This is a genomic window from Pseudomonas sp. NBRC 111130, assembly GCF_001320485.1.
Lineage (GTDB): Bacteria > Pseudomonadota > Gammaproteobacteria > Pseudomonadales > Pseudomonadaceae > Aquipseudomonas > Aquipseudomonas vlassakiae.
The window spans coordinates 20644-45419 of the sequence record NZ_BCBG01000032.1 but is presented as its reverse complement, the minus strand read 5'-3'; the positions used below and the strand labels follow the sequence as shown (position 1 = coordinate 45419).

Sequence of the window (24776 nt, the reverse complement as noted above, 5' to 3'; positions counted from 1 at the left end):
CACCGTCATGTTGCATATTTTCTGTCCCCACTGTGGCGAGCTGCGCTCCGAAGAAGAGTTCCACGCCTCTGGCCAGGCGCACATCGCCCGCCCGCTGGACCCCAACGCCTGTTCCGACGAGGAATGGGGTACCTACATGTTCTACCGTGACAACCCACGCGGTATTCACCACGAACTGTGGGACCACGTTGCCGGTTGCCGCCAGTACTTCAACGTCACCCGCAACACCGTGACCTACGAGATTCTGGAAACCTACAAGATTGGCCAGAAGCCGCAAGTGACCGCTGATGGCAAAGCTGCGATCGCACCGTCCGCCGTCAAAGGCCAAGGGGAAAAAGTATGAGCCAGACCTATCGCCTCGCCAGCGGCGGCCGTATCGACCGCAGCAAGGTCCTGAACTTCACCTTCAACGGCAAGACCTACCAGGGTTATGCCGGCGACAGCCTGGCCGCCGCGCTGCTGGCCAACGGCGTCGACATCGTTGGCCGCAGCTTCAAGTACTCGCGCCCACGCGGCATCATCGCCGCCGGTAGCGAAGAGCCGAACGCGATCCTGCAGATCGGCTCCAGCGAAGCCACCCAGATCCCCAACGTGCGAGCCACCCAACAGGCGCTGTACGCAGGCCTGGTCGCTACCAGCACCAATGGCTGGCCGAACGTCAACAACGACGTCATGGGCATCCTCGGCAAGGTCGGCGGCAACATGATGCCGCCGGGCTTCTACTACAAAACCTTCATGTACCCGAAATCGTTCTGGATGACTTATGAGAAGTACATCCGCAAGGCAGCCGGCCTGGGCCGTGCGCCGCTGCAGAACGACCCGGACAGCTACGACTACATGAACCAGCACTGTGACGTGCTCATCGTCGGTGCCGGCCCTGCTGGCCTGGCCGCCGCGCTGGCCGCGGGCCGCAGCGGTGCCCGCGTGATCCTGGCTGACGAGCAGGAAGAGTTCGGCGGCAGCCTGCTTGACACCCGCGAAACCCTCGACGGCAAGCCTGCCGCCGACTGGGTCAACGCCGTGGTCAAAGAGCTGCAAAGCCTGCCGGAAGTGACCCTGCTGCCACGCGCCACGGTCAACGGCTACCACGACCATAACTTCCTGACCATCCACGAGCGCCTCACCGACCACCTCGGCGACCGCGCACCGATCGGCCAGGTGCGTCAACGCGTGCACCGTGTCCGCGCCAAGCGCGTGGTCCTGGCTGCCGGCGCTCACGAGCGCCCACTGGTGTACGGCAACAACGACCTGCCGGGCAACATGCTGGCTGGCGCAGTTTCCACTTACGTCCGCCGTTACGGCGTGGCCCCAGGGCGCAAGCTGGTGCTGTCGACCAACAACGACCACGCCTACCGCGCCGCGCTGGACTGGCACGACGCCGGCCTGCAAGTGGTCGCCATTGCCGACGCTCGCCACAACCCGCGTGGTTCGCTGGTTGAAGAAGCGCGTGCCAAGGGCATCCGCATCCTCACCTCCAGCGCCGTGATCGAGGCCAAGGGCACCAAGCACGTCAGCGGCGCCCGTGTGGCGGCCATCGATGTGCAGGCGCACAAGGTCACCAGCCCCGGTGAAACCCTCGAATGCGACCTGATCGCCACCTCCGGCGGTTACAGCCCGATCGTGCACCTGGCTTCGCACCTGGGCGGTCGCCCTGTCTGGCGTGAAGACATTCTCGGCTTCGTGCCGGGCGATGCCCCGCAGAAGCGCGAATGCGTGGGTGGCATAAATGGCGTCTACGCCCTGGGCGATGTGCTTGCCGATGGTTTCGAAGGCGGTGCCCGCGCCGCCACTGAAGCGGGTTTCAAGGCCATCGTTGGCAGCCTGCCGAAAACCGTGGCGCGCAAGGAAGAGGCCACCGTGGCGCTGTTTCAGGTGCCGCACGACAGGGGCACTGCCCGTGCACCCAAGCAGTTCGTCGACCAGCAGAACGACGTCACCGCCGCCGCCATCGAACTGGCCACCCGCGAAGGCTTCGAGTCGGTCGAGCACGTCAAGCGCTACACCGCGCTGGGCTTCGGCACCGACCAGGGCAAGCTGGGCAACATCAACGGCCTGGCCATCGCCGCCCGTTCGATCGGCATCACCATCCCGGAAATGGGCACCACCATGTTCCGCCCGAACTACACGCCGGTGACCTTTGGCGCGGTAGCCGGTCGTCACTGTGGCCACCTGTTCGAGCCGGTGCGCTTTACCGCCCTGCATGCCTGGCATGTAAAGAACGGCGCCGAGTTCGAAGACGTCGGCCAGTGGAAGCGCCCTTGGTATTTCCCGAAAGCCGGTGAAGACATCCATGCCGCGGTTGCCCGTGAATGCAAGGCCGTGCGCGACAGCGTGGGCCTGCTGGACGCGTCGACCCTGGGCAAGATCGACATCCAGGGGCCGGATGCGCGCGAGTTCCTCAACCGCATCTACACCAACGCCTGGACCAAGCTCGACGTGGGCAAGGCCCGCTACGGCCTGATGTGCAAGGAAGACGGCATGGTCTTCGACGACGGCGTGACCGCCTGTGTCGGCGACAACCACTTCATCATGACCACCACCACCGGCGGCGCTGCCCGCGTATTGCAGTGGATGGAGCTGTACCACCAGACCGAATGGCCAGAGCTGAAGGTGTACTTCACCTCGGTCACCGACCACTGGGCCACCATGACCCTGTCCGGCCCGAACAGCCGCAAGCTGCTCAGCGAGCTGACCGACATCGACATGGACAAGGACGCCTTCCCGTTCATGACCTGGAAGGAAGGCAACGTCGGCGGCGTGCCGGCCCGCGTGTTCCGTATCTCGTTCACCGGCGAGCTGTCGTACGAAGTCAACGTGCAGGCCAACTACGCCATGGGCGTGCTGGAACAGATCATCGAGGCCGGCAAGAAGTACAACCTGACCCCGTACGGCACCGAGACCATGCACGTACTGCGCGCCGAGAAGGGCTTCATCATCGTTGGCCAGGACACCGACGGCTCGATGACCCCCGACGACCTCAACATGAGCTGGTGCGTGGGCCGCAACAAGCCGTTCTCGTGGATCGGCCTGCGTGGCATGAACCGCGAAGACTGTGTGCGCGAGAACCGCAAGCAACTGGTGGGCCTGAAGCCGATCGACCCGACCAAGTGGCTGCCGGAAGGCGCCCAGCTGGTGTTCGATCCCAAGCAGCCAATTCCGATGGACATGGTTGGCCACGTGACCTCCAGCTACGCCTCCAACTCCCTGGGCTATTCGTTCGCCATGGGTGTGGTCAAGGGCGGCCTCAAGCGCATGGGCGAGCGCGTTTACTCGCCGCAGGCCGATGGCAGCGTGATCGAGGCGGAGATCGTGTCTTCGGTGTTCTTCGATCCGAAGGGTGAGCGGCAGAACGTCTAAGGCCCCGGTACCAACCGATGTCCAGTTTGGAATGAGGTCTCTGTGGGAGCGGGCGTGCCCGCGAAGAGGGCGGTGAATCCACCCTCGCATTCGCGGGCATGCCCGCTCCCACAGGATGACCGTCTCCGGCAGGCATCGTGGTCGAATCCAGAATTCAAGGCAGGTAAGAAATGAGCGCTATCAACGTCTTCCAGCAAAACCCCGGCGCCGAGGCCAAGGCCCAGTCGCCACTGCACCACGCCGACCTGGCCAGCCTGGTTGGCAAAGGCCGCAAGAACGCAGGCGTGACCCTGCGTGAACGCAAGTTCCTCGGCCACCTGACGATCCGTGGCGATGGCCACGACCCGGAATTCGCCGCTGGCGTGCACAAGGCCCTGGGCCTGGAGCTGCCGGTTGCCCTGACCGTGGTCGCCAACAATGAGATGTCGCTGCAATGGGTCGGCCCTGACGAGTGGCTGCTGATCGTCCCGGGCGGCCAGGAACTGGCGGTCGAGCAGAAGCTGCGCGCGGCCCTCGACGGCCAGCACATCCAGGTGGTCAACGTCAGCGGCGGGCAGAGCCTGCTGGAACTGCGTGGCCCGAACGTGCGCGAAGTGCTGATGAAATCCACCAGCTATGACGTGCACCCGAACAACTTCCCGGTCGGCAAGGCCGTCGGCACCGTGTTCGCCAAGTCGCAACTGGTGATCCGCCGTACCGCCGAAGACACCTGGGAGCTGGTGATCCGCCGCAGCTTCGCTGACTACTGGTGGCTATGGCTGCAGGACGCTTCGGCCGAATACGGCTTGAGCATCGAAGCTTAAGGAGAGCGAACATGAGTCGGGCACCGGATACCTGGATTCTCACCGCCGACTGCCCGAGCATGCTCGGCACCGTCGACGTGGTGACGCGTTACCTCTACGAGCAGCGCTGCTACGTCACCGAGCACCACTCCTTCGATGACCGGCTGTCGGGGCGTTTCTTCATTCGCGTGGAGTTCCGCCAGCCGGACGATTTCGACGAGGCGGGCTTGCGTGCCGGCCTTGCCGAGCGCAGCGAAGCGTTCGGCATGGCCTTCGAGCTGACCGCACCCAATCACCGCCCCAAGGTGGTGATCATGGTGTCCAAGGCCGACCATTGCCTGAACGACTTGCTCTATCGCCAGCGCATCGGCCAACTGGCCATGGACGTGGTCGCGGTGGTGTCCAACCACCCAGACCTCGAGCCCCTGGCGCACTGGCACAAGATTCCTTACTACCACTTCGCCCTCGACCCGAACGACAAGCCGGCGCAAGAGCGCAAGGTGATCCAGGTGATCGAAGAAACCGGCGCGGAGCTGGTGGTGCTTGCCCGCTACATGCAGGTGCTGTCGCCGGAGCTGTGCCGGCGCCTGGATGGCTGGGCGATCAACATTCACCACTCGCTGTTGCCCGGGTTCAAGGGCGCCAAGCCTTATCACCAGGCTTACAACAAGGGCGTGAAGATGGTCGGCGCCACGGCGCACTACATCAACAACGACCTCGACGAAGGGCCGATCATTGCCCAGGGCGTCGAGGTGGTGGACCACAGCCATTACCCCGAAGACCTGATCGCCAAGGGGCGCGACATCGAATGCCTGACCCTGGCGCGGGCGGTGGGGTATCACATCGAGCGGCGGGTGTTCCTCAACGCTAACCGGACAGTCGTTCTCTGAACATTTCTGGGGCTGCTTTGCAGCCCTTTCGCGACACAAGGCCGCTCCTACAGGTATCGCATTCGCCTGTAGGAGCGGCCTTGTGTCGCGAAAGGGCCGCACAGCGGCCCCGGCTTTTCCCCTGCCGTTTAAAGGCATCTCCCTGTCGTTTCCAGTCAGTGCAAATCGCCGATTCAGGCCCACAATTCCTGCATTCCAGTAACACAAGCCGCCCATGGATGGCGGCGCTTTCCACCACCGCTGCATAAATAAAAATCAAGCGAGGTAAGAGCATGTCTGGCAATCGTGGAGTGGTGTATCTCGGCGCGGGCAAGGTCGAGGTGCAGAAAATCGACTACCCGAAAATGCAAGACCCACGCGGCAACAAGATCGAGCACGGCGTGATCCTCAAGGTGGTTTCCACCAATATCTGCGGCTCCGACCAGCACATGGTCCGCGGCCGCACCACTGCCCAGGTCGGCCTGGTCCTGGGCCACGAAATCACCGGTGAAATCGTCGAGATGGGGCGTGATGTCGAACGCCTGAAGATCGGCGACCTGGTGTCGGTACCGTTCAACGTCGCGTGCGGGCGCTGCCGCTCGTGCAAAGAGATGCACACCGGTGTCTGCCTCACCGTCAACCCGGCCCGCGCCGGCGGCGCCTACGGCTACGTCGACATGGGCGACTGGACCGGTGGCCAGGCCGAATACGTGCTGGTGCCATATGCCGACTTCAACCTGCTGAAACTGCCGGACCGCGACAAGGCCATGGAGAAGATCCGTGACCTGACGTGCCTGTCCGACATCCTGCCGACCGGCTACCACGGCGCTGTCACTGCCGGTGTAGGCCCTGGCAGCACCGTCTACGTCGCCGGTGCCGGCCCGGTCGGCCTGGCCGCTGCTGCCTCGGCGCGCCTGCTGGGCGCCGCCTGCGTGATTGTCGGCGACCTCAATCCGGCGCGACTGGCCCACGCCAAGTCCCAGGGCTTCGAAGTGGTCGACCTGTCCAAGGACACCCCGTTGCACGAGCAGATCGTCGACATTCTCGGCGAGCCGGAAGTGGACTGTGCTGTCGACGCGGTTGGCTTCGAGGCCCGTGGCCATGGCCACGAAGGCGCCAAGCATGAAGCCCCGGCCACCGTGCTGAACTCGCTGATGCAGGTGACCCGCGTGGCCGGCAACATCGGTATCCCGGGCCTGTACGTGACCGAAGACCCAGGCGCGGTGGATGCCGCCGCCAAGATCGGCGCGCTGAGCATCCGTTTCGGCCTGGGCTGGGCCAAGTCGCATAGCTTCCACACCGGCCAGACCCCGACCATGAAATACAACCGCCAGCTGATGCAGGCGATCATGTGGGACCGCATCAACATTGCCGAAGTGGTGGGGGTGCAGGTGATCAACCTGGATCAGGCGCCGGAAGGCTACGGCGAGTTCGATGCAGGTGTGCCGAAGAAGTTCGTGATCGACCCGCACAAGATGTGGGGCGCGGCTTAAAGCCAAATAAAGATGCCCTCGTTTGAGGGCATCTTTGCATTATCAGGACTGCGAGCGCCTGATTTGAGTATTGGCATCGGCTGCTGGTGTTGTGTTCGGGCTAACGGGTGTCGTGCTTTTTCGCCATAGCGCTTCGCCGGAGCGGGCAATTATCTCATTCTCGTTCATAAGGCTTGCAGCTTTTTCCAGATAGTTCAAAGCGGGGGCTTTGTCGCCTTCGTAATGCAGTCTGGTTAGCACACCAATTTCGGCACGGTTGCGCTTGAATGTCTCCACATCCGTTGCCTTGACGTGTGCGACTTCAGTGTTCGTGCTTGGGTTTCGGAATAGCTCGAAGACCCTGTTATCAGTACTCCTTTCAGTGACCGGGTTGTCGGCCTTCACCCTGAGGGGCTTGTTTAATTTTGAGCCAATTAGCCTCTTTCGATGAGCTGCGGTGTTGAAATTTGGCGACTTCAACCAAGAACCACCAGCCATCGCGATATTCTCGCGAGTAATCATTATCTGGCCATTTGACAGGTAAGTACGCATGTGTCCGCTTGGGTCGCTGCTGTTTATGGGGTCACCCTCGCAGTAGCAATATGCGTTCAGGCCCCCCTGTCCAAACGGGCTCCAACTATCGGCGGCAAGAAAGCGGCTGAGGCGTGCTGAGTAGGCGCGGTATCCATGCCCAAGCAAGTAGCAGGTGGAACTCAAGTCGAGAATTTCGCTATTGAAGCAAGCCGTAGTCCTTGTTGATGGCAGGGTTGGGTCGTGGCCGTAGGCTGAGTAAAGATGCTCCTCCAGGTCGCCTTCATCCGCAGCAACGAGAACCGATCCCTTATCATCAGTGGCTAGCAACGCGGTGCTTTGGTCACCCCCCACTTGATGCTCGGCTAATGGCTGAGCCTCATGCCGGAAGATGGTGCGATGCTGGTCGCCTTGCTTCACGGTGACCAGCTTGTTGCCTTGGTAAAAGAATAGTGAGTTGTTCGATGCTTTGCTCATGATCACGTCCTTGCTGCGCTGGATGAATGGACTCTGCTTATGCATCAGGCTAAACATTCTTGAAAATCATGTATTTCGTATTTCGGATTGTCTGTCCTGATAGTTGGCATCGTCGTAAGGGTCATCCCTAGGTGTGCGGGTGTCGAAGAAACCTCTTTTAGGTTTTGCACTGGGTGAAATCTTGGGTCTAAGAGTTTCCTGCAGAAGCTTCCTAGCCATTTCTATTTCTGGGTGACTATACGAGGTATCTGGTGGTGCGTATTTTTTTATGCCCTCAAGTTTTCTGATAGCTCTTGCTAAGGGAACAGAAAGATTTTCCTGTGCAGCTTTCAAATGGTTTTCTTTTTCCAAGTCGAATATTTTATTTTTATTGTACTTTTCGTGGATGGCACTTAGTTGCTCTCTCTTTTTTTGAAGCGTCGGTCTGATCTTTTCCAAAGCCTTGAGTCGTTGGGTAGTCTTTGTTGCCGAGCTTCTAAACCAAGTGCGCGGTTTGAGTAGCGAGAAGTGACCCGATGGATCGACCCTGTTGACAGGGTCGCCTTCGCAATAGATATAAGTGTTTAGTCCGCCTTTACTAAAGGGGCTAAATGCGTCTGGGCTGCAGAAACGCCCTAAACTGGGGCTATATGTTCGGTATCCATTGCCCAGTGCGTAACCTTTCGTTAGCAGATCAAGCCGTTGTCCGTTGAACGCGATTAAAGCTGTTGTATTGCTCGCTTCAAAATGACCATAGGGTGAATACGCCGTTGTATCAGGCGCCATGCCGAGAACAGAGTTGGCTTGATCCACTTGAAGCATTTGGGCTGCCTTCGCCTGCTCCAGTTGAACCAACGCGATGTCTTGTGACCACAGTAGGTGGCGAATGCCCTTGCCAGAAAGCTCACTTGCCAAGTGATCATTTTGATAAAAATGCATGAAACGCCCTTCTGCCAGCATTCTTCGACTTTTGCTCGATGGGGTTGTGCTTGATGCTTTGTTGTCCGTATTGGTCGCCATGTCTTCGAGTCTCAAGAAGCAATTGGAGATTCCAAATCTGCGCGTCTGCGCTTTCGGTCACAACTGGCAGATTTGTCAGGTGACAGGCTGCCCGGAACAAACCTCTGAATCTCCAGTCAAATCCGTCGTTTCCCAGGCCATCCCGGCCGACGAGGTCCCTCACGATGAAAGCATTCACCCTGGCAACCCTGATGACCCTGGCCGCAAGCCCGGTGTTCGCCTTCAACCTCAGTGATGCCGCCAACGCCGTCTCCGCCATGCAGAACCAGAAGCAGCAAGGCCAGGTACAGGCACCCGCAGCACAGGCCAACCTGCTCAACACCCTGGGCAGCCAGCTGAACATCACCCCCGAACAGGCCGTGGGCGGGGCAGGGGCCATGCTGGGGCTGGCGCGCAACAACCTGAGCAGCGACGACTATGGCCAGCTGACCAAGGCCGTGCCCGGCCTGGACCTACTGTCGGGCGCAAATGCCCTGGGCGGGCTGAGTGGGTTGGGTGAGTTGCTGGGCAACGACAAGGGCAGCCAGTCGGCCCTGGACAAGGCGCTGGGCAACGATGTGGAAAACCGTGGCGACCTGGACAATGCGTTCAAGGCGCTAGGGATGGATACCGGGATGATCGGGCAGTTTGCGCCGTTGATTCTGCAGTACCTGGGTCAGCAGGGGATTGCCGGGTCGTTGTTGCAGAATCTGGGGAGTTTGTGGACGACGCCGGCGCCGTTGACTCAGCCTTCGGTCTAAAACATCGCGCTGTACCTGTAGGAGCGGCCTTGCGTCGCGAAAGGGGTGCGTAGCCCCCCCAGCGACAAAAGGCCGCTCCTACAAGGGATCGCGCAAGCCCGGGAAAGCGGGGTTAGGCGGCTTCTGTGAAGTCCACCAGGCGTACCGGGCGGCGGAAGCCAGCGGTCAGTACCGCCAGGTAAGCCAGGCCGAAGGCAAACCAGCACAGGCCGATCACCAAGGTCAGGGCCGACAGGCTGGTCCACAGCCACAGGGTCAGCGCCAACCCCACCAGCGGCACCAGGCCATAGCACAGCAGCCCCTTGAGGTTACGCTGGGCGCCATCGTCCATCAGGTGCGTCTTCACCACCGCCAGGTTCACCGCCGAGAACGCCACCAGCGCACCGAAGCTGATCAGCGAGGCGAGGGTCGCCAGGTCGATCACCAACGCCAGCAGCGAGAACGCCGACACCAGCGCAATGGCGAATACCGGCGTGCCGAAGCGTGGCGACAGGTAGCCAAAGCTGCGCCGTGGCAGCACGTTGTCACGCCCCATGGTGAACAGAATGCGCGACACCGCTGCCTGCGAGGCCAGCGCAGAGCCCAGGCTGCCAGCGACGTACGCGGCGGTGAAGAAGTTGGCCAGGAACTGGCCGCCCGCCTTGAACATCACCTCGTTGGCCGCCGCATCGGCATTGGCGAAGGTGGTGCCCGGCAGCACCAACTGGCTGACGTAGGCCAGCACGGTGAACAGCACACCGGCAAACAGGGTGGTGAGAATGATCGCCCGTGGCACGTCGCGGCGGGCGTCGCGGCACTCTTCGGCCAGGGTCGAAACAGCGTCGAAGCCGAGGAACGACAGGCACAGCACCGCCGCACCGGCCATGATCGCGCCGAAACCAGGCTTGGAGCCATCACCCAGCAGCGGCGCCAGCAGGTCCAGCGGCTGGCCGGCCAGCGACTGGCACGACAGCGCCACGAACACCACGATGAATACTATCTGCGCGCCGACGATCAGGTTGCTGGTCTTGGCCACCGAGTGAATGCCAACCACGTTCAGCACCGTTACCAGCACAATCGAGGCCAGGGCGATGGACCATGCCGGGATGGCCGGGAATGCGATATTGAGGAAGAGGCCGATCAACAGGTAGTTGATCATCGGCAGGAACAGGTAATCCAGCAGCAGCGACCAGCCGGCGAGGAAGCCGACGTTGGGGCCGAAGGCCATGTTGGTGTAAGAGTACGCCGAGCCCGCGACCGGGAAGCGCTTGACCATGAAGCTGTAGGACGCGGCGGTGAACAGCATGGCTACCAGGGTGACCATGTAGGCGCCGGCAGTGCGGCCACCCGTCAGTTCGGTGACGATTCCGTAGGTGGTGAAGATGGTCAGCGGGACCATGTACACCAGGCCGAAGAACACCAGGGCGGGGAGGCCGAGGACACGGCGCAGTTGGGCGGAGTTGGAGCTGGGTGGGTTGGCCATCGATCGATCCAGGCATTTTTGTAGTTGTGCTTTGGTCGATTTTTATCCACTTGGGTGGGTGATGACAAAAAAGTATTACTTATTCTGATTATTAGCCTGGGTTTTAATTGGGGTTATTTGCATTTCTGTGCCGGCCTCTTCGCGGGCACGCCCGCTCCCACAGGGATGCCACAAGTCTTGAGCGCTGCGCTGTACCTGTGGGAGCGGGCGTGCCCGCGAAGAGGCCAGTACAGGCAATAAATTCAGTTCATCTCAGCGCGTAATTGCTCGATCCGCTGGTCCTTTTCCAGCCACAGCTGGTTGACCCAGGCCTGCACGGTCTGGCGGAAGGCCGGGTCATTCTCGTAATCCCCATCCCACAATGCCGGGTCCAGTTCACGCACCTGAATGTCGATAATCACCCGGCTGATGCTGCCATTGAGCAGGTCCCAGAACCCGGGCGCCTTGTTGCCGGGGTAGACGATTGTCACGTCCAGCAGCGCGTCCAGCTGCTCGCCCAGCGCTGCCAGCACGAACGCCACACCGCCCGCCTTGGGCTTGAGCAGGTAACGGTAAGGCGATTGCTGTTCGCGGTGCTTGGCCTCGGTGAAGCGGGTGCCCTCGAGGTAGTTGACCACGGTGACCGGCTGGCGCTTGAACAGCTCGCAGGCAGCCTTGGTGATCTCCAGGTCCTTGCCCTTGAGCTCCGGGTGTTTTTCCAGAAACGCTTTGCTGTAGCGCTTCATGAACGGGTAATCGAGGCCCCACCAGGCCAGGCCCAGCAGCGGCACCCAGATCAGCTCCTTTTTGAGAAAGAACTTGAAGAACGGCGTGCGGCGGTTGAGGCTTTCGATCAGCGCCGGGATATCGACCCAGGTCTGGTGGTTGCTGACCGCCAGGTACGAGGTGTCCTTGCGCAGGTTCTCGACGCCGCGAATGTCCCACTGGGTCGGGATGCACAGGGCGAAGATGGCCTTGTCGATTTCCGACCAGGTTTCGGCGACCCACATCACCGCCCACGAGACATAGTCACGCCCACGGCCCGGCAGCACCAGCTTGAGCAGGGCGAAGACCAGCAGCGGGCAGATCAACACCAAGGTGTTGAGCAGCAGCAGGATGGTCGTGAACAGGCCGGTAAGCAGGCGACGCATAAGGAAACTCTTGTTGTGGGAAATTAGCAGGGCGCAATGATAAGCAGCGCTGCGGCCTACGCCAAATGTCCAATGCCCGACGGCAGGGACAAATGTTTCACAACATGTTGGTTAGGCTTGTGACAGCGAACCTATCCTGCCAGTGCAGTCTAAGCACTGACCCTTCTCAAGGAAGCCTGCCTGTGAAATCTCTGCTTGCCCTGTTATCGCTGTTGGCGTTGCCGGTGATGGCCGCCGAACCCACGGTCTATGGCCGTTACGAGAACATCAAGTTGCCCGAGCTTGGCCAGACCCTGAAAGCCAAGATGGACACCGGTGCCTGGACGGCCTCGCTGTCGGCCAAGGACATCGAGCTGTTCACCCGCGATGGCGAGGAGTGGGTACGTTTCCGCCTGGCGACCAAGGACTCCGACGGCAAGGTGTATGAGCACGAGGTCTCGCGGATCAGCAAGATCAAGGGGCGTGCCGAGGAAGAGGACGAGGGCGATGCGCCGGAAATCTCCAAGCGGCCGGTGATCGACCTGGAGATGTGCCTGGGTGGCCAGAAGCGCACCATGGAGGTCAACCTGGTGGACCGCAGCCACTTCAACTACCCGTTGCTGATCGGTTCCAAGGCGTTGCGCCAGTTCAAGGCGGCGGTGAACCCGGCCAAGAAGTTTACGGCGGGCACGCCTGACTGCTGATTTGTTGCTGCCTGTACCGGCCTCTTCGCGGGCACGCCCGCTCCCACAATTACTGCACAAGCCTTGAATCCTGTGCAGTACCTGTGGGAGCGGGCGTGCCCGCGAAAAGGCCCTTCAGGCCACAGGTGCTGTAGCCACCATCGACGGCCGCTTGGCCACCTCGGCATACCACGCCGCCAGGCCAGGCTGGCGCTCACGCCAGCCGAACTGCGGCTGGCGCAGGTCCAGATAGCCTAGCGCACAGGCCACGCCGATCGCCGCAATATCGAACCCGGACGCCAGCTCCGCCAGGTGCTCCTGCTCAAGGTTCGCCAGGCTGCGGCGAATCTTCTCGGCCTGCGCTTCGAGCCAGCCATCCCAGCGCTTTGCTTCAGGCCGCAGGAAGCTCTCGTAGCGGCTCAGCACCGCCGCATCCATGATCGCGTCAGCCTGCGAAGCCAAGGTCATGCGCCGCCAGCGCGCCGAGCCCTCGCGTGGCAGCAGCGGCTGGCCGACATGCTGCAGGTCGAGGTACTCGCAGATCACCCGGCTGTCGTGCAGCACGGTGCCGTCCTCCAGGCGCAGGGCAGGGATCTTGCCGATCGGGTTGTCCTGGTTGAGCTGCTCGTCGCCGTTCACCGGGCTGATGTTCACCGGCTGCAGCGCGACACGGTCAAGCTGGCCGGTCTCGTGCAGCACCACCATGACCTTGCGCACGAAAGGTGACAGCGGCGAGTGGAACAGGGTCATCGTGCTCATGGTTCAGTTGCCCTGCAGGCTCGGAGGCAGGCACACGCCGGTGCCGCCGATACCGCAGTAGCCGTCCGGGTTCTTGGCCAGGTATTGCTGGTGGTAGGCCTCGGCGAAGTACACCGTCGGCGCCTGGTCGATTTCGGTGGTGATTTCGCCGAAGCCGGCCTTGCTCAGTTCAGCCTGGAAGGCGTCGCGGCTGGCCTTGGCTTGCTCCAGTTGTTCCGGGCTGGTGCAGTAGATAGCCGAGCGGTACTGGGTGCCGATGTCGTTGCCCTGGCGCATGCCCTGGGTCGGGTTGTGCAGTTCCCAGAACATCGCCAGCAGCTCGCGGTAGCTGACCTTGTCCTTGTCGAACACCACCAGCACCACCTCGGTGTGGCCGGTCAGGCCCGAGCAGACTTCTTCGTAGGTCGGGTGCGGGGTGAAGCCACCGGCGTAGCCGACCACCGTGCTGACCACGCCTTCTCGCTGCCAGAAGCGGCGCTCGGCGCCCCAGAAGCAGCCCAGGCCGAAGATGGCGAAATCGATGGCGCCGTCGAAGAACGGGCCGAGCAGTGGGGTGTCTTTGAAGACGTAGTGGAATTCGGGCAGCTGCATGGGCGTTTCGCGGCCAGGCAGGGCTTGCTCCGCGGTTGGCATGACGTTTTTGTTCACCAGGATTTCCGAACGCAGGACCATGGCCGTTCCTCTGTATGTCAGGTAGATAGGGGCTGGGGCATTCGCGGGCACGCCCGCTCCCACAGGTACAGCACAGGTTTCGAAGGTTGTGGTGTCCCTGTGGGAGCGGGCGTGCCCGCGAAAGGGCCCGAATGGGTTCTATAGTGCCCGAGCTTTGCGCAGCTGTCAGGCCATTGGACCGCGCGGGTAGCGCTTGAGTTTTTCTTCAAGCTCGCGGCCGGGGATTGGCCGGTCGAACAGGTAGCCCTGGCCGACATCGCACCGGTGCCGACGCAGGAACGCCAGCTGCGCCGGCGTCTCGATCCCTTCGGCCACCACCTTGAGCTTGAGGTTGTGGGCCATGGCCACCACCGCCGAGGTGATTTCCATGTCGTCCTGGTTGTCGGGGATCTCGTTGATGAAGCTGCGGTCGATCTTGATGATGTCGATCGGGAATTTCTTCAAATAGCTCAACGACGAATAACCGGTGCCGAAGTCGTCCATGGCCAGGGTCAGGCCCAGGGCCTTGAGCTCGTCGAGCTGGCGGTGGGTGTCTTCGGTCGCTTCCAGCAGCAGGCCCTCGGTGAGTTCCAGCTCCAGCAGGTGCGGGGGCAGGCCTTCTTCCTTGAGGATCAAACCGATCGAGGCCACCAGGTCGGGGTCGGAGAACTGCTTGGGCGAAAGGTTGATGGCCACGTGCAGGCAGCCCATGCCGGCTTGCTGCAACTGCTGGCTCATGCGGCACGACTGGCGCACCACCCACTTGCCAATCGGGATGATCAGGCCGGTTTCCTCGGCAACGCTGATGAACTGGTCCGGACGGATCATGCCGCGCTCGGGATGGTTCCAGCGTAGCAAGGCCTCAAGGCCAAGCAGGCGGCCGCTGCGCAGGCACAGCTTGGGCTGGTAGAACACCTCCAGCTCGTTCTGGGTCAGGGCGCGGCGCAGGTTGTTCTCGACGAACAGCTTGTAGCTGGCTTCGGCATTGAGCACTTCGGTGAACACCTGCACCTGGTGCTTGCCGTTGGCCTTGGCCTTGTGCAGGGCGAGCCCGGCGTTCTTCATCAGGGTGGTCGGGTCGCTGCCGTGCAGCGGCGCGCACGCCAGGCCCACCGAGGCGGTGACGTTGATCAGCTGGTTGTCGACGAACATCGGTTTGTCGAGGGTACGCAGCAATTGCAGGGCTACGCCCTGGCCGTCTTCCAGGCCGGTGTCGTCGAGCAGCACGGCGAACTCGTTGCTGGCGAAACGGGCGAGCACGCCGTTGACGCTCAGGCTGTTGCGCAGGCGCCGGGCCAGGCTGATCAGCAGTTTGTCGCCGGTCTGGTGGCCGAGGCTGTCGTTGATCCGCTTGAAGTTGTCGATGTCCACCAGCAGCAGGCAGATCGGGTTCTCGCTGTCGCGGGCGAAGCGCTCGTCGAGCTTGCGGATGAATGCCGGGCGGTTGCCCAGGTTGGTCAGGTTGTCGGTGTAGGCCAGGCGCTCGATGCGTTGTTGGGCCAGCTTGGTCTGGGTGACGTCTTCGTAGATGCCGATGTAGTGCGTCAGCTCTCGGTTGTCGCCATACACCTTGGAGATCGACAGCTGGCCCCAGTAAGGTTCGAGGTTCTTGCGCCGGCTCTTGAATTCGCCTTGCCAGCTGTTGCCCATGGCCAGGCTCGAAGGCGAGTCGAACAGCAGCTCGCTGAGGTTTTCCAGGGCGGGCAGCTCGGCCAGGTGGTGGCCCTGGACTTCCTCGGTGCTGTACTGGGTGATGGCGGTGAAGCTTGGGTTGACGTACTCCACCACGCCGTCGCGGTTGACCAGCAGGAAGGCGCTGGCGCTTTGTTCCACGGCCCGCTGGAACAGGTGCAGGGCGCTGGCGGCGGTGCGCCGGTTGTGGTTGGTGATGACCTGGGCGAACTGGTCGGCGAGCTCACCGGCAAAGGCGATTTCATCGGACTGCCAGGCGCGCGGCTGGCCAGTCTGCTCCAGGCACAACACGCCGACTACCTGGCCATCGACGCGGATGCTGGCGTCGAGCATGGCGTTGTTGTCGGCATACAGGCTCTCGGCCAGGTCACGGGTGCGCGGGTCGTGGTTGGCGTTGTGCGCGTCGATGGCACGGCTGGCGTGCAGGGCGTCCAGGTAGTCGGGGAAGCGGCTGGCATCGATCGGTTCGGGCAGGCGGTGCGCCTGCTCGTCGCGCAGCCAGGCGCTGATCGGCTCCAGACGCTGCTCTTCCAGGTGCCAGATGCTGGCGCTGTCAACCTTGTAGATCTCGCAGGCGCTGCGGGTGATCAGCTGGGCGGCTTCGAGCAGCGAGTTTTCGGAGCTGTAGCGCTGGCGGGCCAGGCGCAGGATGAGGTCTTGCTGGGCACGCACGCGTTCCAGGTGCTCAAGTTGCTCCTGCTGGGCACGCTGGTTGACCTGCAGGGCCAGTTGCAGGCGGTTGTTGCGCGATTCCAGGTCGTCGGTGTCGAGGTCACTGTCGTCGTCATCGAGCACCGTGAGGAAGCCGCGCAGCAGCTGGCGGTTGTGCTGCTTGAATGCCTCGCCGGCTTCCAGCAGGCGCAGCGCGCGGGCCTGGGTGTGCAGGGTGTAGCGCACACGGTAGTAGCCGCGGTTGCTCAGTTGCAGCTGGATTTCATCGTGCAGCCGGTAACGGGCCTCGGGCTCCATGAGGCTGGCATAGGGCGCATCGATCAGCGCACACAACTCGGCAGCGGGCAAGCCGAACTGGCGTTCGCAAGCAGGATCGAGGTAAAGCATCGCCCAGTTGGCTTCGTTCAGCCTTTCGAAACGCAGCATGCCGAGCCGCGAGGGCACGGGGAGCTGCGTCACGACCTCGGCCGCCACACGGCTGGCGGCATCGGGTTGGCTTTTCATCGAAGACTCGCTTGAAGGGGACGCGGCCTGGACGGCGGCGTATCTGGCAAGGTTGCATCATGTCCCTGAGGCTGGCAAGCGGCCATGAGGGCTGTCATGTATATGTTTTCGGCCGCCTGGCTGAAATCCTTAATTTGCCTTGAGAATTTGGGGCCGCTTTGCCCTCCCGGCTTTTCCACAGGCAAAAAAAAGCCCCGCCATTTGGCGGGGTTGAGGTACGAGCGTGGCAGCTCGAAAAGGGTGCTGCCCCTCCGCGCAGGGGCAGTGTGCCGCCTTACAGCAGCATGGTGCGGATATCGCCCAGCACGTCGCCCAGGCGCTTGGTGAAGCGCGCGGCGGCAGCGCCGTTGATCACACGGTGATCGTAGGACAGCGACAGCGGCAGCATCAGCTTCGGCTGGAAGGCCTTGCCATCCCAGACCGGCTGCATGGTCGCCTTGGAGACGCCCAGGATCGCCACTTCCGGCGCGTTGACGATCGGCGTGAAGCCGGTGCCGCCAATGTGGCCGAGGCTGGAGATGGTGAAGCAGGCACCTTGCATGTCGTCGGCCGACAGCTTCTTGGTGCGCGCCTTCTCCGCCAGTGCAGCGGCTTCGGCAGCCAGTTGCAGCAGGCTCTTCTGGTCGACGTTCTTGATCACAGGGACCAGCAGGCCGTCCGGGGTGTCCACGGCGAAGCCGATGTGCACGTACTTCTTGCGGATGATGGCTTTGCCGCTTGGCGCCAGCGAGCTGTTGAAGTCCGGCAGTTCCTTGAGCAGGAAGGCGCAGGCCTTGAGCAGCAGTGGCAGCACGGTCAGCTTGACGCCAGCCTTCTCGGCCACGGCCTTCTGCGCAACGCGGAAGGCTTCCAGCTCGGTGATGTCGGCGGAGTCGAACTGGGTCACGTGCGGCACGTTCAGCCAGCTGCGGTGCAGGTTGGCGGCACCGACCTGCATCAGGCGGGTCAGGGCGACCTCTTCCACTTCACCGAACTTGCTGAAGTCCACGGCCGGGATCGGCGGGATGCCAGCGCCGCCGGTAGCGCCAGCGGCTGCCGGGGCTTCCTTGGCCTTTTGCATCATCGCCTTGACGTAGACCTGCAAGTCTTCTTTGAGGATGCGGCCGTGCGGACCGGTGGCGGCCACTGCGCCCAGGTCGACACCGAATTCACGGGCCAGCTGACGAACAGCCGGGCCTGCGTGAACCTTGGCGTTGCTGCCGGCAGCCGGTGCGGTAGCGACCGGCGCCGGAGCTGCGGCCGGAGCAGCAGCCGGAGCGGCCGCGGCAGGCGCGGCAGCCGGGGCAGGTGCAGCGGCGGCTGGAGCCGGGGCAGCAGCAGGCGCTGCGCCAGCCACCTTGAGCTTGAAGATCAGGTCGCCAGTGCCGACTTCGTCTTCCAGCTTGCACAGGACTTCTTCGACCACGCCGGCAGCCGGCGACGGGATTTCCATGGAGGCCTTGTCGGACTCCAGGGTAATCAGCGACTGGTCGGCTTCGACGGTGTCGCCGACCTTGACCAGCACTTCGATGATCTTGGCCTTGCCCGACGAGCCGATGTCTGGCACGTGGATGTCCTGCACGCTGGCGGCAGCCGGGGCTGCGGCCGGAGCAGGGGCGGCTTCGGCGGCCGGAGCCGGCGCAGCAGCCTGGGCTGGAGCAGCGGCAGCAGCCGGAGCTTCAGGGGCCGCAGCAGCGGCGCCCTCGGCTTCCAGAACCAGCAGCTCGTCGCCTTCTTTCAGGCGGTCGCCCAGCTTGACCTTCAGTTCCTTGATCACGCCGGCCTTGGGCGCCGGGATCTCCATGGAGGCCTTGTCGGACTCCAGGGTCAGCAGGCTCTGGTCAGCCTCGATACGGTCACCGACCTTGACGAACAGCTCGATGATTTCACCTTCACCGCTGCCGATGTCAGGTACGCGAATGAGTTCGCTCACTTAAAAATACTCCTCAGCAGTCCAGTGGGTTGCGCTTGTCCGGGTCGATGCCGAACTTGACGATGGCGTCAGCCACAACCTTGGGTTCGATCTCGCCGCGGTCAGCCAGGGCTTCCAAGGCAGCCAGCACCACGAAGTGGCGGTCGACTTCGAAGAAGTGACGCAGCTTCTTGCGGCTGTCGCTGCGACCGTAACCGTCGGTACCCAGGACCTTGAACTCTTTGCTCGGCACCCACTGGCGGATCTGCTCGGCGAACAGCTTCATGTAGTCGGTGGACGCGATGACCGGGCCCTTGCGACCGTTCAGGCACTGCTCGACGTAGGTCTGCTGTGGCTTCTGGCCAGGCTTCAGGCGGTTGGCGCGTTCCACGGCCAGGCCGTCGCGACGCAGTTCGTTGAAGCTGGTGACGCTCCACACGTCGGCACCGACGTTGAACTCTTCACGCAGGATCTTCGCGGCTTCGCGGACTTCGCGCAGGATGGTGCCGGAGCCCATCAGCTGTACGTGGTGCGCGGCTTCGCGGGTGTCTTCTTCGAGCAGGTACATACCCTTGATGATGCCTTCCTCGACACCGGCCGGCATGGCTGGCTGCTGGTAGGACTCGTTCATCACGGTGATGTAGTAGAAGATGTCCTGCTGCTCTTCGGTCATCTTCTTCATGCCGTCCTGGATGATCACCGCCAGCTCGTAGCCGTAGGTCGGATCGTAGGTGCGGCAGTTCGGGATGGTGCCCGCCATCATGTGGCTGTGACCGTCTTCGTGCTGCAGGCCTTCACCGTTGAGGGTGGTACGGCCGGCGGTACCGCCGATCAGGAAGCCACGGGTGCGGCTGTCGCCGGCAGCCCAGGCCAGGTCGCCGATGCGCTGGAAGCCGAACATCGAGTAGAAGATGTAGAACGGCAGCATCGGCTGGTTGTGGCAGCTGTACGAGGTACCGGCAGCGATGAACGACGACATGGCGCCGGCTTCGTTGATGCCTTCCTCGAGGATCTGGCCCTTCTTGTCTTCGCGGTAGAACATCACCTGGTCTTTGTCGACTGGCTCGTAGAGCTGGCCGACCGACGAGTAGATGCCCAGCTGGCGGAACATGCCTTCCATACCGAAGGTACGGGCTTCGTCCGGGATGATCGGGACGATGCGCTGGCCGATGTCCTTGTCCTTGACCAGTTGCGCCAGGATGCGCACGAAGGCCATGGTGGTGGAGATTTCGCGGTCGCCCGAACCGTCCAGGATCGCTTTCAGCGTTTCCAGCGGCGGGGTCGGTACGCTGAAGCTCTTCGCACGGCGCTGTGGCACGAAACCGCCGAGGGCAGCACGGCGCTCGGCCAGGTACTTGGCTTCGGCAGAACCTTCTTCAGGCTTGAAGAACGGCAGGTTCTCGAGGTCCGCATCCTTGACCGGGATGTCGAAGCGGTCACGGAAGTGACGCAGGCTGTCGACGTCGACCTTCTTGGTGTTGTGCGCGGTGTTCTTGGCTTCGCCGGCACCGGTACCGTAACCCTTGATGGTCTTGGCCAGGATGACGGTTGGCTGGTCCTTGTGGTTGACCGCCTGGTGGTAGGCCGCGTAGACCTTGTACGGGTCGTGGCCGCCACGGTTGAGCTTCCAGATCTCGTCGTCGGACAGGTCTTCGACCATGGCCTTGAGCTCTGGGGTGTTGAAGAAGTTCTCACGAACGTACGCGCCGTCTTTGGCTTTGTAGTTCTGGTACTCGCCGTCGATGACTTCGTCCATGCGGCGCTGCAGGGCACCGTTGGTGTCCTTGGCGAACAGTGGGTCCCAGAAGCGGCCCCAGACCACCTTGTTGACGTTCCAGCCACCGCCACGGAACACGCCTTCGAGTTCCTGGATGATCTTGCCGTTGCCGCGAACCGGGCCGTCGAGGCGCTGCAGGTTGCAGTTGATGACGAAGATCAGGTTGTCCAGCTTCTCGCGGCCGGCCAGGGCGATTGCGCCCAGGGATTCCGGCTCGTCGCACTCGCCGTCGCCCATGAAGCACCAGACCTTCTGCTTGCCGGCCGGGATGAAACCACGGGCTTCCAGGTACTTCATGAAGCGTGCCTGGTAGATAGCCTGGATCGGGCCCAGACCCATGGATACGGTCGGGAACTGCCAGAAGTCAGGCATCAGCCATGGGTGCGGGTACGAAGACAGGCCGTTGCCGTCCACTTCCTGACGGAAGTTGTTCATCTGCTCTTCGTTGATGCGGCCTTCCATGAAGGCACGGGCGTAGACGCCTGGCGAGGCGTGGCCCTGGAAGAAGATCAGGTCGCCGCCATGCTCTTCAGTCGGCGCCTGGAAGAAGTAGTTGAAGCCGATGTCGTACAGGGTGGCACTGGAAGCGAAGCTGGAGATGTGGCCGCCCAGGTCCGAATCCTTCAGGTTGGTGCGCATCACCATGGCCAGCGCGTTCCAACGCACCATCGAGCGAATGCGGCGTTCCATGAACAGGTCGCCAGGCATGCGTGCTTCGTGGGTGACAGGGATGGTGTTGCGGTATGGCGTGGTGATCGCGTACGGCAGCTGGGAGCCACTGCGGGTGGCCAGCTCGCCCATGCGGGTCATCAGGTAATGAGCGCGGTCTTCGCCTTCTTTGTCGAGGACCGACTCCAGGGCATCCAGCCATTCCTGGGTTTCGATTGGATCGAGGTCTTGCATGGCTTGCTCCAGGGCGGAAAGGCCACCAGAATCGGGGGCCTGAGTTTGCGACTGGCCTTATGGGCAGACGTCGTGAATTCTTGGATTACCGGGGTGTCTCCCGGCGCCGTGTAGTTTTACTACATTTGCTTCGGCATTTCATGCTTTTGCACGTCACGGGTAGTAGTAAAACTACACAAATGCGACGTTTGGTCGCACCTCGGCTTGTGAGGAAAAACGTTCATGTTGGTTGGCGGTGTGTCGCGAACAGGTGGATCTTGATGTTTCTTGCCAATGTTTCGTTTTTTTCAGCTATTTCCAACTTTTGTATGACAGTCCAACCGAGGTCCGGCTCCCTCTTGGCCGCTTTTTCCCCTCCATTTCACGCCGATCAAGGATAGACCATGCGCCTACCTTTGCCGCTCGAACTGCCTGCTTCCCTGCAACCGCTGGTCGTTCGCAACCAGCAGTTCCTGCGCGATGCCGTGGCAGGCCACGCTGACCTCGACCTGAACACCTGGACGCCGTTGCACCGGCAACAGTTCGATCAGGTCGCCGCCGCCAGTGATTTTGTCCTTGGCGTTGCCCAGCGCGAGCCGGCCATGCTGTTCGCTTTGATCGCCAGCGGTGAACTGGACCGCCGTTACGCACCGGGCGAGCTTCGCGGGCAGATCGCCGCTGCAGCCCAGGCCGCGCAGAGCGAGGACGAGCTGGCGCGCAACCTGCGTCGCCAGCGCAATCGCCATCAGCTGCGCATCATCTGGCGTGACATTACCCGCCAGGCCGAGCTGGGCGAGACCTGCCGCGACCTGTCCGACCTCGCCGATGCAGCCATCGACGAAGCCTACCAGTGGCTGTACCCGCGCCACTGCCAGCAGTTCGGCACGCCGATCGGCAACCGTAGCGGCCAGCCGCAGCACATGGTGGTGCTGGGCATGGGCAAGTTGGGCGCGGTGGAGCTGAACCTGTCGTCGGACATCGACCTGATCTTCGCCTTCCCCGAAGGCGGTGAAACCGAAGGGGTCAAGCGCTCGCTGGAAAACCAGGAATTCTTCACCCGCCTGGGCCAGCGCCTGATCAAGGCGCTCGACCCGGTGACCGTCGACGGCTTTGTATTCCGTGTCGACATGCGCCTGCGCCCCTACGGCTCGGCCGGCGCCCTGGTGCTCAGCTTCAATGCGTTGGAGCAGTACTACCAGGACCAGGGCCGCGACTGGGAACGCTACGCGATGATCAAGGCGCGGGTGGTGGCCGGTGACCAGGCCGCTGGCGCGCAACTGCAGGAAATGCTGAAACCGTTCGTGTATCGGCGTTATCTGGACTTTTCTGCGATCGAAGCACTGCGCACCATGAAGCAGCTGATCCAGCAGGAAGTTCGGCGCAAGGGCATGGCCGACAACATCAAGCTGGGCGCTGGTGGCATCCGCGAAGTCGAGTTCATCGCCCAGGCCTTCCAGCTGATTCACGGTGGCCGTGACCTGAGCCTGCAACTGCGGCCATTGCTCAAGGTGCTGGCAATCCTGGAGGGCCAGGGTTACCTGCCGCCCGCCGTGGTGGCAGAACTGCGCGAAGGCTATGAATTCCTGCGCTACACCGAACACGCCATCCAGGCCATCGCCGACCGCCAGACACAGATGCTGCCCGATAGCGAACTCGACCGTGCGCGTGTCGCCTATATGCTTGGTTTTGCCGACTGGCAGAGCTTCCACGATCAGTTGATGTACTGGCGCGGCCGGGTCGACTGGCACTTCCGTCAGGTCATTGCCGACCCGGATGAGGACGAAGGTGAAGGCGAGCTGGTGGTCGGTGGCGAGTGGTCACCGCTGTGGGAGCAGGCCCAGGATGAAGAAGCCGCAGGTCGCCAGCTGGAAGAGGCCGGTTTCAAGCAACCGACCGAAGCCTTGCGCCGCCTGGCAGCGCTGCGCGCCAGCCCGCAGCTGCGTTCGATGCAGCGCATCGGCCGCGAGCGCCTGGATGCCTTCATCCCGCGCCTGCTGGCCCAGGCCGTGGAACACGACAACCCGGACCTGGTACTGGAGCGGGTGTTGCCGCTGGTCGAGGCCGTGGCACGGCGCTCGGCCTACCTGGTGCTGCTCACCGAAAACCCGGGTGCCTTGCGGCGCTTGCTGACCCTGTGTGCGGCCAGCCCGTGGATCGCCGAGCAGATTGCTCGCTACCCGTTGCTGCTCGATGAACTGCTCAACGAAGGCCGCCTGTTCAGCCCACCACTGGCGCCGGAGCTGGCTGCCGAGCTGCGCGAGCGGCTGACGCGCATCCCCGAGGACGACCTGGAACAGCAGATGGAAGCGCTGCGCCACTTCAAGCTGGCCCATAGCCTGCGTGTGGCAGCGTCGGAAATCAGCGGCAACCTGCCGTTGATGAAAGTCAGCGACTACCTGACCTGGCTGGCCGAAGCCATACTCGACCAGGTGCTGGCCCTGGCCTGGCGCCAGACCGTGGCCCGCCATGGTCAGCCCCGGCGCAGCGACGGTAGCCTGTGTGACCCAGGCTTCATCATCATCGGCTACGGCAAGGTCGGTGGCCTGGAGCTGGGCCATGGCTCGGACCTGGACCTGGTGTTCATTCACGATGGCGACCCGCAGGCGGAAACCGACGGCGCCAAACCGATCGACAGTGCGCAGTTCTTCACCCGCCTGGGTCAGCGCATCATCCACTTGCTGACTACCCAGACCAACTCCGGCCAGCTGTACGACGTCGACATGCGCCTGCGCCCGTCTGGCGCGGCGGGGTTGCTGGTCAGTTCGCTGGGGGCGTTCGAGCGCTACCAGCAGAGCGAGGCCTGGACCTGGGAGCACCAGGCCCTGGTGCGCGCCCGTGTGCTGGTGGGCTGCAAGCAGGTGGCGACGGCATTCGAGGGCGTGCGCGCCAAGGTCCTGGGCCAGCCCCGTGACCTGGGCAAGTTGCGCAGCGAAGTGAGCGAGATGCGTGCCAAGATGCGCGACAACCTCGGCACCAAGGCCACCCTTGCCGGCACTGCGGCCAATGCCTTCGATACCGGTGTGGCGTTCGATATCAAGCAGGATGCCGGCGGTATCGTCGATATCGAATTTATGGTGCAATACGCCGCTTTGGCCTGGTCTCACGAGCACCCGGCCATACTCCGATGGACCGATAACATCCGCATTCTGGAAGAACTGGAGCAGGCAAGGTTGATGCCGGCCAGTGACGCGGTGCTGTTGCGTGAGGTGTACAAGGCGTTCCGCTCGGCGTCGCACCGCCAGGCCCTGCAGAAGCAGGCCGGGGTGATCGATGCGGCGCAATTTGCCGATGAGCGTCGCGAAGTGCGGCGGATCTGGGGCGAATTGGGACTTACTTGAGATCGTCGGGGCCGCTTTGCGGCCCTTTCGCGACACAAGGCCGCTCCTACAGGCGATCGCATTCCCTTGTAGGAGCGGCCTTGTGTCGCGAAAGGGGCGCGAAGCGGCCCCAGCGGTTCCCCGGTGGTA

Annotated in this window: 17 protein-coding genes; 8 read left to right on the top strand and 9 right to left on the bottom strand. The window is 62.5% G+C overall.

The features are described from left to right. Positions 1-7 precede the first annotated feature (7 nt). The 5 genes from APH33_RS15730 to fdhA all read left to right on the top strand — a co-directional run bounded on the left by APH33_RS15730 (position 8) and on the right by fdhA (position 6501). Positions 8-343, top strand: coding sequence for a sarcosine oxidase subunit delta (locus tag APH33_RS15730; protein WP_054886031.1), 336 nt, complete (start codon positions 8-10; stop codon positions 341-343). Beyond that, positions 340-3357 carry a sarcosine oxidase subunit alpha gene (locus APH33_RS15725; protein ID WP_054886030.1) on the top strand — a complete coding sequence of 1006 codons (3018 nt, stop codon included), beginning with the start codon at positions 340-342 and terminating at the stop codon, positions 3355-3357. The genes APH33_RS15730 and APH33_RS15725 overlap by 4 nt, the downstream gene beginning before the upstream one ends. Before the next feature lie 170 nt (positions 3358-3527). Continuing rightward, positions 3528-4160, top strand: a complete 633-nt coding sequence (locus tag APH33_RS15720) for a sarcosine oxidase subunit gamma (protein WP_054886029.1) — start codon at positions 3528-3530, stop codon at positions 4158-4160. A gap of 11 nt (positions 4161-4171) precedes the next feature. Further along, entirely contained in the window at positions 4172-5029 is an 858-nt protein-coding gene (gene purU / locus APH33_RS15715; protein WP_054886028.1) for a formyltetrahydrofolate deformylase, read from the top strand. A gap of 272 nt (positions 5030-5301) precedes the next feature. Further along, positions 5302-6501, top strand: a complete 1200-nt coding sequence (gene fdhA / locus APH33_RS15710) for a formaldehyde dehydrogenase, glutathione-independent (RefSeq protein WP_051095434.1) — start codon at positions 5302-5304, stop codon at positions 6499-6501. Between the two features lie 42 nt (positions 6502-6543). On the opposite strand, the gene APH33_RS15705 is transcribed toward fdhA, so the two are convergent. Both APH33_RS15705 and APH33_RS26675 read right to left on the bottom strand, forming a co-directional pair. Further along, positions 6544-7488 (bottom strand): RHS repeat-associated core domain-containing protein, encoded by a 945-nt coding sequence (locus tag APH33_RS15705; RefSeq protein WP_177332405.1) that lies wholly within the window; start codon positions 7486-7488, stop codon positions 6544-6546. Positions 7489-7554: 66 nt separating this feature from the next. Next, entirely contained in the window at positions 7555-8487 is a 933-nt protein-coding gene (locus APH33_RS26675; RefSeq protein ID WP_082433617.1) for an RHS repeat-associated core domain-containing protein, read from the bottom strand. Positions 8488-8651: 164 nt separating this feature from the next. On the opposite strand from APH33_RS26675, the gene APH33_RS15700 reads away from it, so the two are divergent. Further along, positions 8652-9227, top strand: coding sequence for a DUF2780 domain-containing protein (locus APH33_RS15700; protein WP_054886026.1), 576 nt, complete (start codon positions 8652-8654; stop codon positions 9225-9227). Positions 9228-9339: 112 nt separating this feature from the next. Here APH33_RS15700 and APH33_RS15695 read toward each other — a convergent pair whose 3' ends face one another. Then, positions 9340-10689, bottom strand: coding sequence for an APC family permease (locus tag APH33_RS15695; RefSeq protein ID WP_054886025.1), 1350 nt, complete (start codon positions 10687-10689; stop codon positions 9340-9342). Positions 10690-10931: 242 nt separating this feature from the next. After that, a complete protein-coding gene (locus APH33_RS15690) occupies positions 10932-11819 on the bottom strand; it encodes an acyltransferase (protein WP_054886024.1) in 888 nt (295 codons plus the stop codon). Between the two features lie 182 nt (positions 11820-12001). Between APH33_RS15690 and APH33_RS15685 the strand changes: the two genes are divergently transcribed. Next, positions 12002-12502, top strand: coding sequence for an ATP-dependent zinc protease (locus APH33_RS15685; protein WP_054886023.1), 501 nt, complete (start codon positions 12002-12004; stop codon positions 12500-12502). A 114-nt stretch (positions 12503-12616) separates the two neighbouring features. Here the strand turns inward: APH33_RS15685 and APH33_RS15680 are convergent, their stop codons facing one another. From APH33_RS15680 to aceE, 5 genes are all read right to left on the bottom strand, one after another. Continuing rightward, positions 12617-13240 carry a glutathione S-transferase gene (locus APH33_RS15680; protein ID WP_054886022.1) on the bottom strand — a complete coding sequence of 208 codons (624 nt, stop codon included), beginning with the start codon at positions 13238-13240 and terminating at the stop codon, positions 12617-12619. A gap of 3 nt (positions 13241-13243) precedes the next feature. Continuing rightward, entirely contained in the window at positions 13244-13912 is a 669-nt protein-coding gene (gene msrA / locus APH33_RS15675) for a peptide-methionine (S)-S-oxide reductase MsrA (RefSeq protein ID WP_054886021.1), read from the bottom strand. A 165-nt stretch (positions 13913-14077) separates the two neighbouring features. Then, positions 14078-16759, bottom strand: coding sequence for a bifunctional diguanylate cyclase/phosphodiesterase (locus APH33_RS15670; RefSeq protein ID WP_054886020.1), 2682 nt, complete (start codon positions 16757-16759; stop codon positions 14078-14080). A gap of 274 nt (positions 16760-17033) precedes the next feature. After that, positions 17034-18671 (bottom strand): dihydrolipoyllysine-residue acetyltransferase, encoded by a 1638-nt coding sequence (aceF, locus tag APH33_RS15665; RefSeq protein WP_054886019.1) that lies wholly within the window; start codon positions 18669-18671, stop codon positions 17034-17036. Between the two features lie 13 nt (positions 18672-18684). Continuing rightward, a complete protein-coding gene (gene aceE / locus APH33_RS15660; protein ID WP_054886018.1) occupies positions 18685-21330 on the bottom strand; it encodes a pyruvate dehydrogenase (acetyl-transferring), homodimeric type in 2646 nt (881 codons plus the stop codon). Between the two features lie 383 nt (positions 21331-21713). On the opposite strand from aceE, the gene glnE reads away from it, so the two are divergent. Next, positions 21714-24647, top strand: a complete 2934-nt coding sequence (gene glnE / locus APH33_RS15655; protein WP_054886017.1) for a bifunctional [glutamate--ammonia ligase]-adenylyl-L-tyrosine phosphorylase/[glutamate--ammonia-ligase] adenylyltransferase — start codon at positions 21714-21716, stop codon at positions 24645-24647. The last annotated feature ends 129 nt before the right edge of the window (positions 24648-24776 follow it).

Excerpts from the sequence above, each read along its gene's own strand:
- APH33_RS15730 (WP_054886031.1), top strand. The coding sequence starts at position 8 with ATGTTGCATATTTTCTGTCCCCACTGTGGCGAGCTGCGCTCCGAAGAA.
- APH33_RS15725 (WP_054886030.1), top strand. The coding sequence starts at position 340 with ATGAGCCAGACCTATCGCCTCGCCAGCGGCGGCCGTATCGACCGCAGC.
- APH33_RS15720 (WP_054886029.1), top strand. The coding sequence starts at position 3,528 with ATGAGCGCTATCAACGTCTTCCAGCAAAACCCCGGCGCCGAGGCCAAG.
- purU (WP_054886028.1), top strand. The coding sequence starts at position 4,172 with ATGAGTCGGGCACCGGATACCTGGATTCTCACCGCCGACTGCCCGAGC.
- fdhA (WP_051095434.1), top strand. The coding sequence starts at position 5,302 with ATGTCTGGCAATCGTGGAGTGGTGTATCTCGGCGCGGGCAAGGTCGAG.
- APH33_RS15705 (WP_177332405.1), bottom strand. The coding sequence starts at position 7,488 with ATGAGCAAAGCATCGAACAACTCACTATTCTTTTACCAAGGCAACAAG.
- APH33_RS26675 (WP_082433617.1), bottom strand. The coding sequence starts at position 8,487 with ATGGCGACCAATACGGACAACAAAGCATCAAGCACAACCCCATCGAGC.
- APH33_RS15700 (WP_054886026.1), top strand. The coding sequence starts at position 8,652 with ATGAAAGCATTCACCCTGGCAACCCTGATGACCCTGGCCGCAAGCCCG.
- APH33_RS15695 (WP_054886025.1), bottom strand. The coding sequence starts at position 10,689 with ATGGCCAACCCACCCAGCTCCAACTCCGCCCAACTGCGCCGTGTCCTC.
- APH33_RS15690 (WP_054886024.1), bottom strand. The coding sequence starts at position 11,819 with ATGCGTCGCCTGCTTACCGGCCTGTTCACGACCATCCTGCTGCTGCTC.
- APH33_RS15680 (WP_054886022.1), bottom strand. The coding sequence starts at position 13,240 with ATGAGCACGATGACCCTGTTCCACTCGCCGCTGTCACCTTTCGTGCGC.
- msrA (WP_054886021.1), bottom strand. The coding sequence starts at position 13,912 with ATGGTCCTGCGTTCGGAAATCCTGGTGAACAAAAACGTCATGCCAACC.
- APH33_RS15670 (WP_054886020.1), bottom strand. The coding sequence starts at position 16,759 with ATGAAAAGCCAACCCGATGCCGCCAGCCGTGTGGCGGCCGAGGTCGTG.
- aceE (WP_054886018.1), bottom strand. The coding sequence starts at position 21,330 with ATGCAAGACCTCGATCCAATCGAAACCCAGGAATGGCTGGATGCCCTG.
- glnE (WP_054886017.1), top strand. The coding sequence starts at position 21,714 with ATGCGCCTACCTTTGCCGCTCGAACTGCCTGCTTCCCTGCAACCGCTG.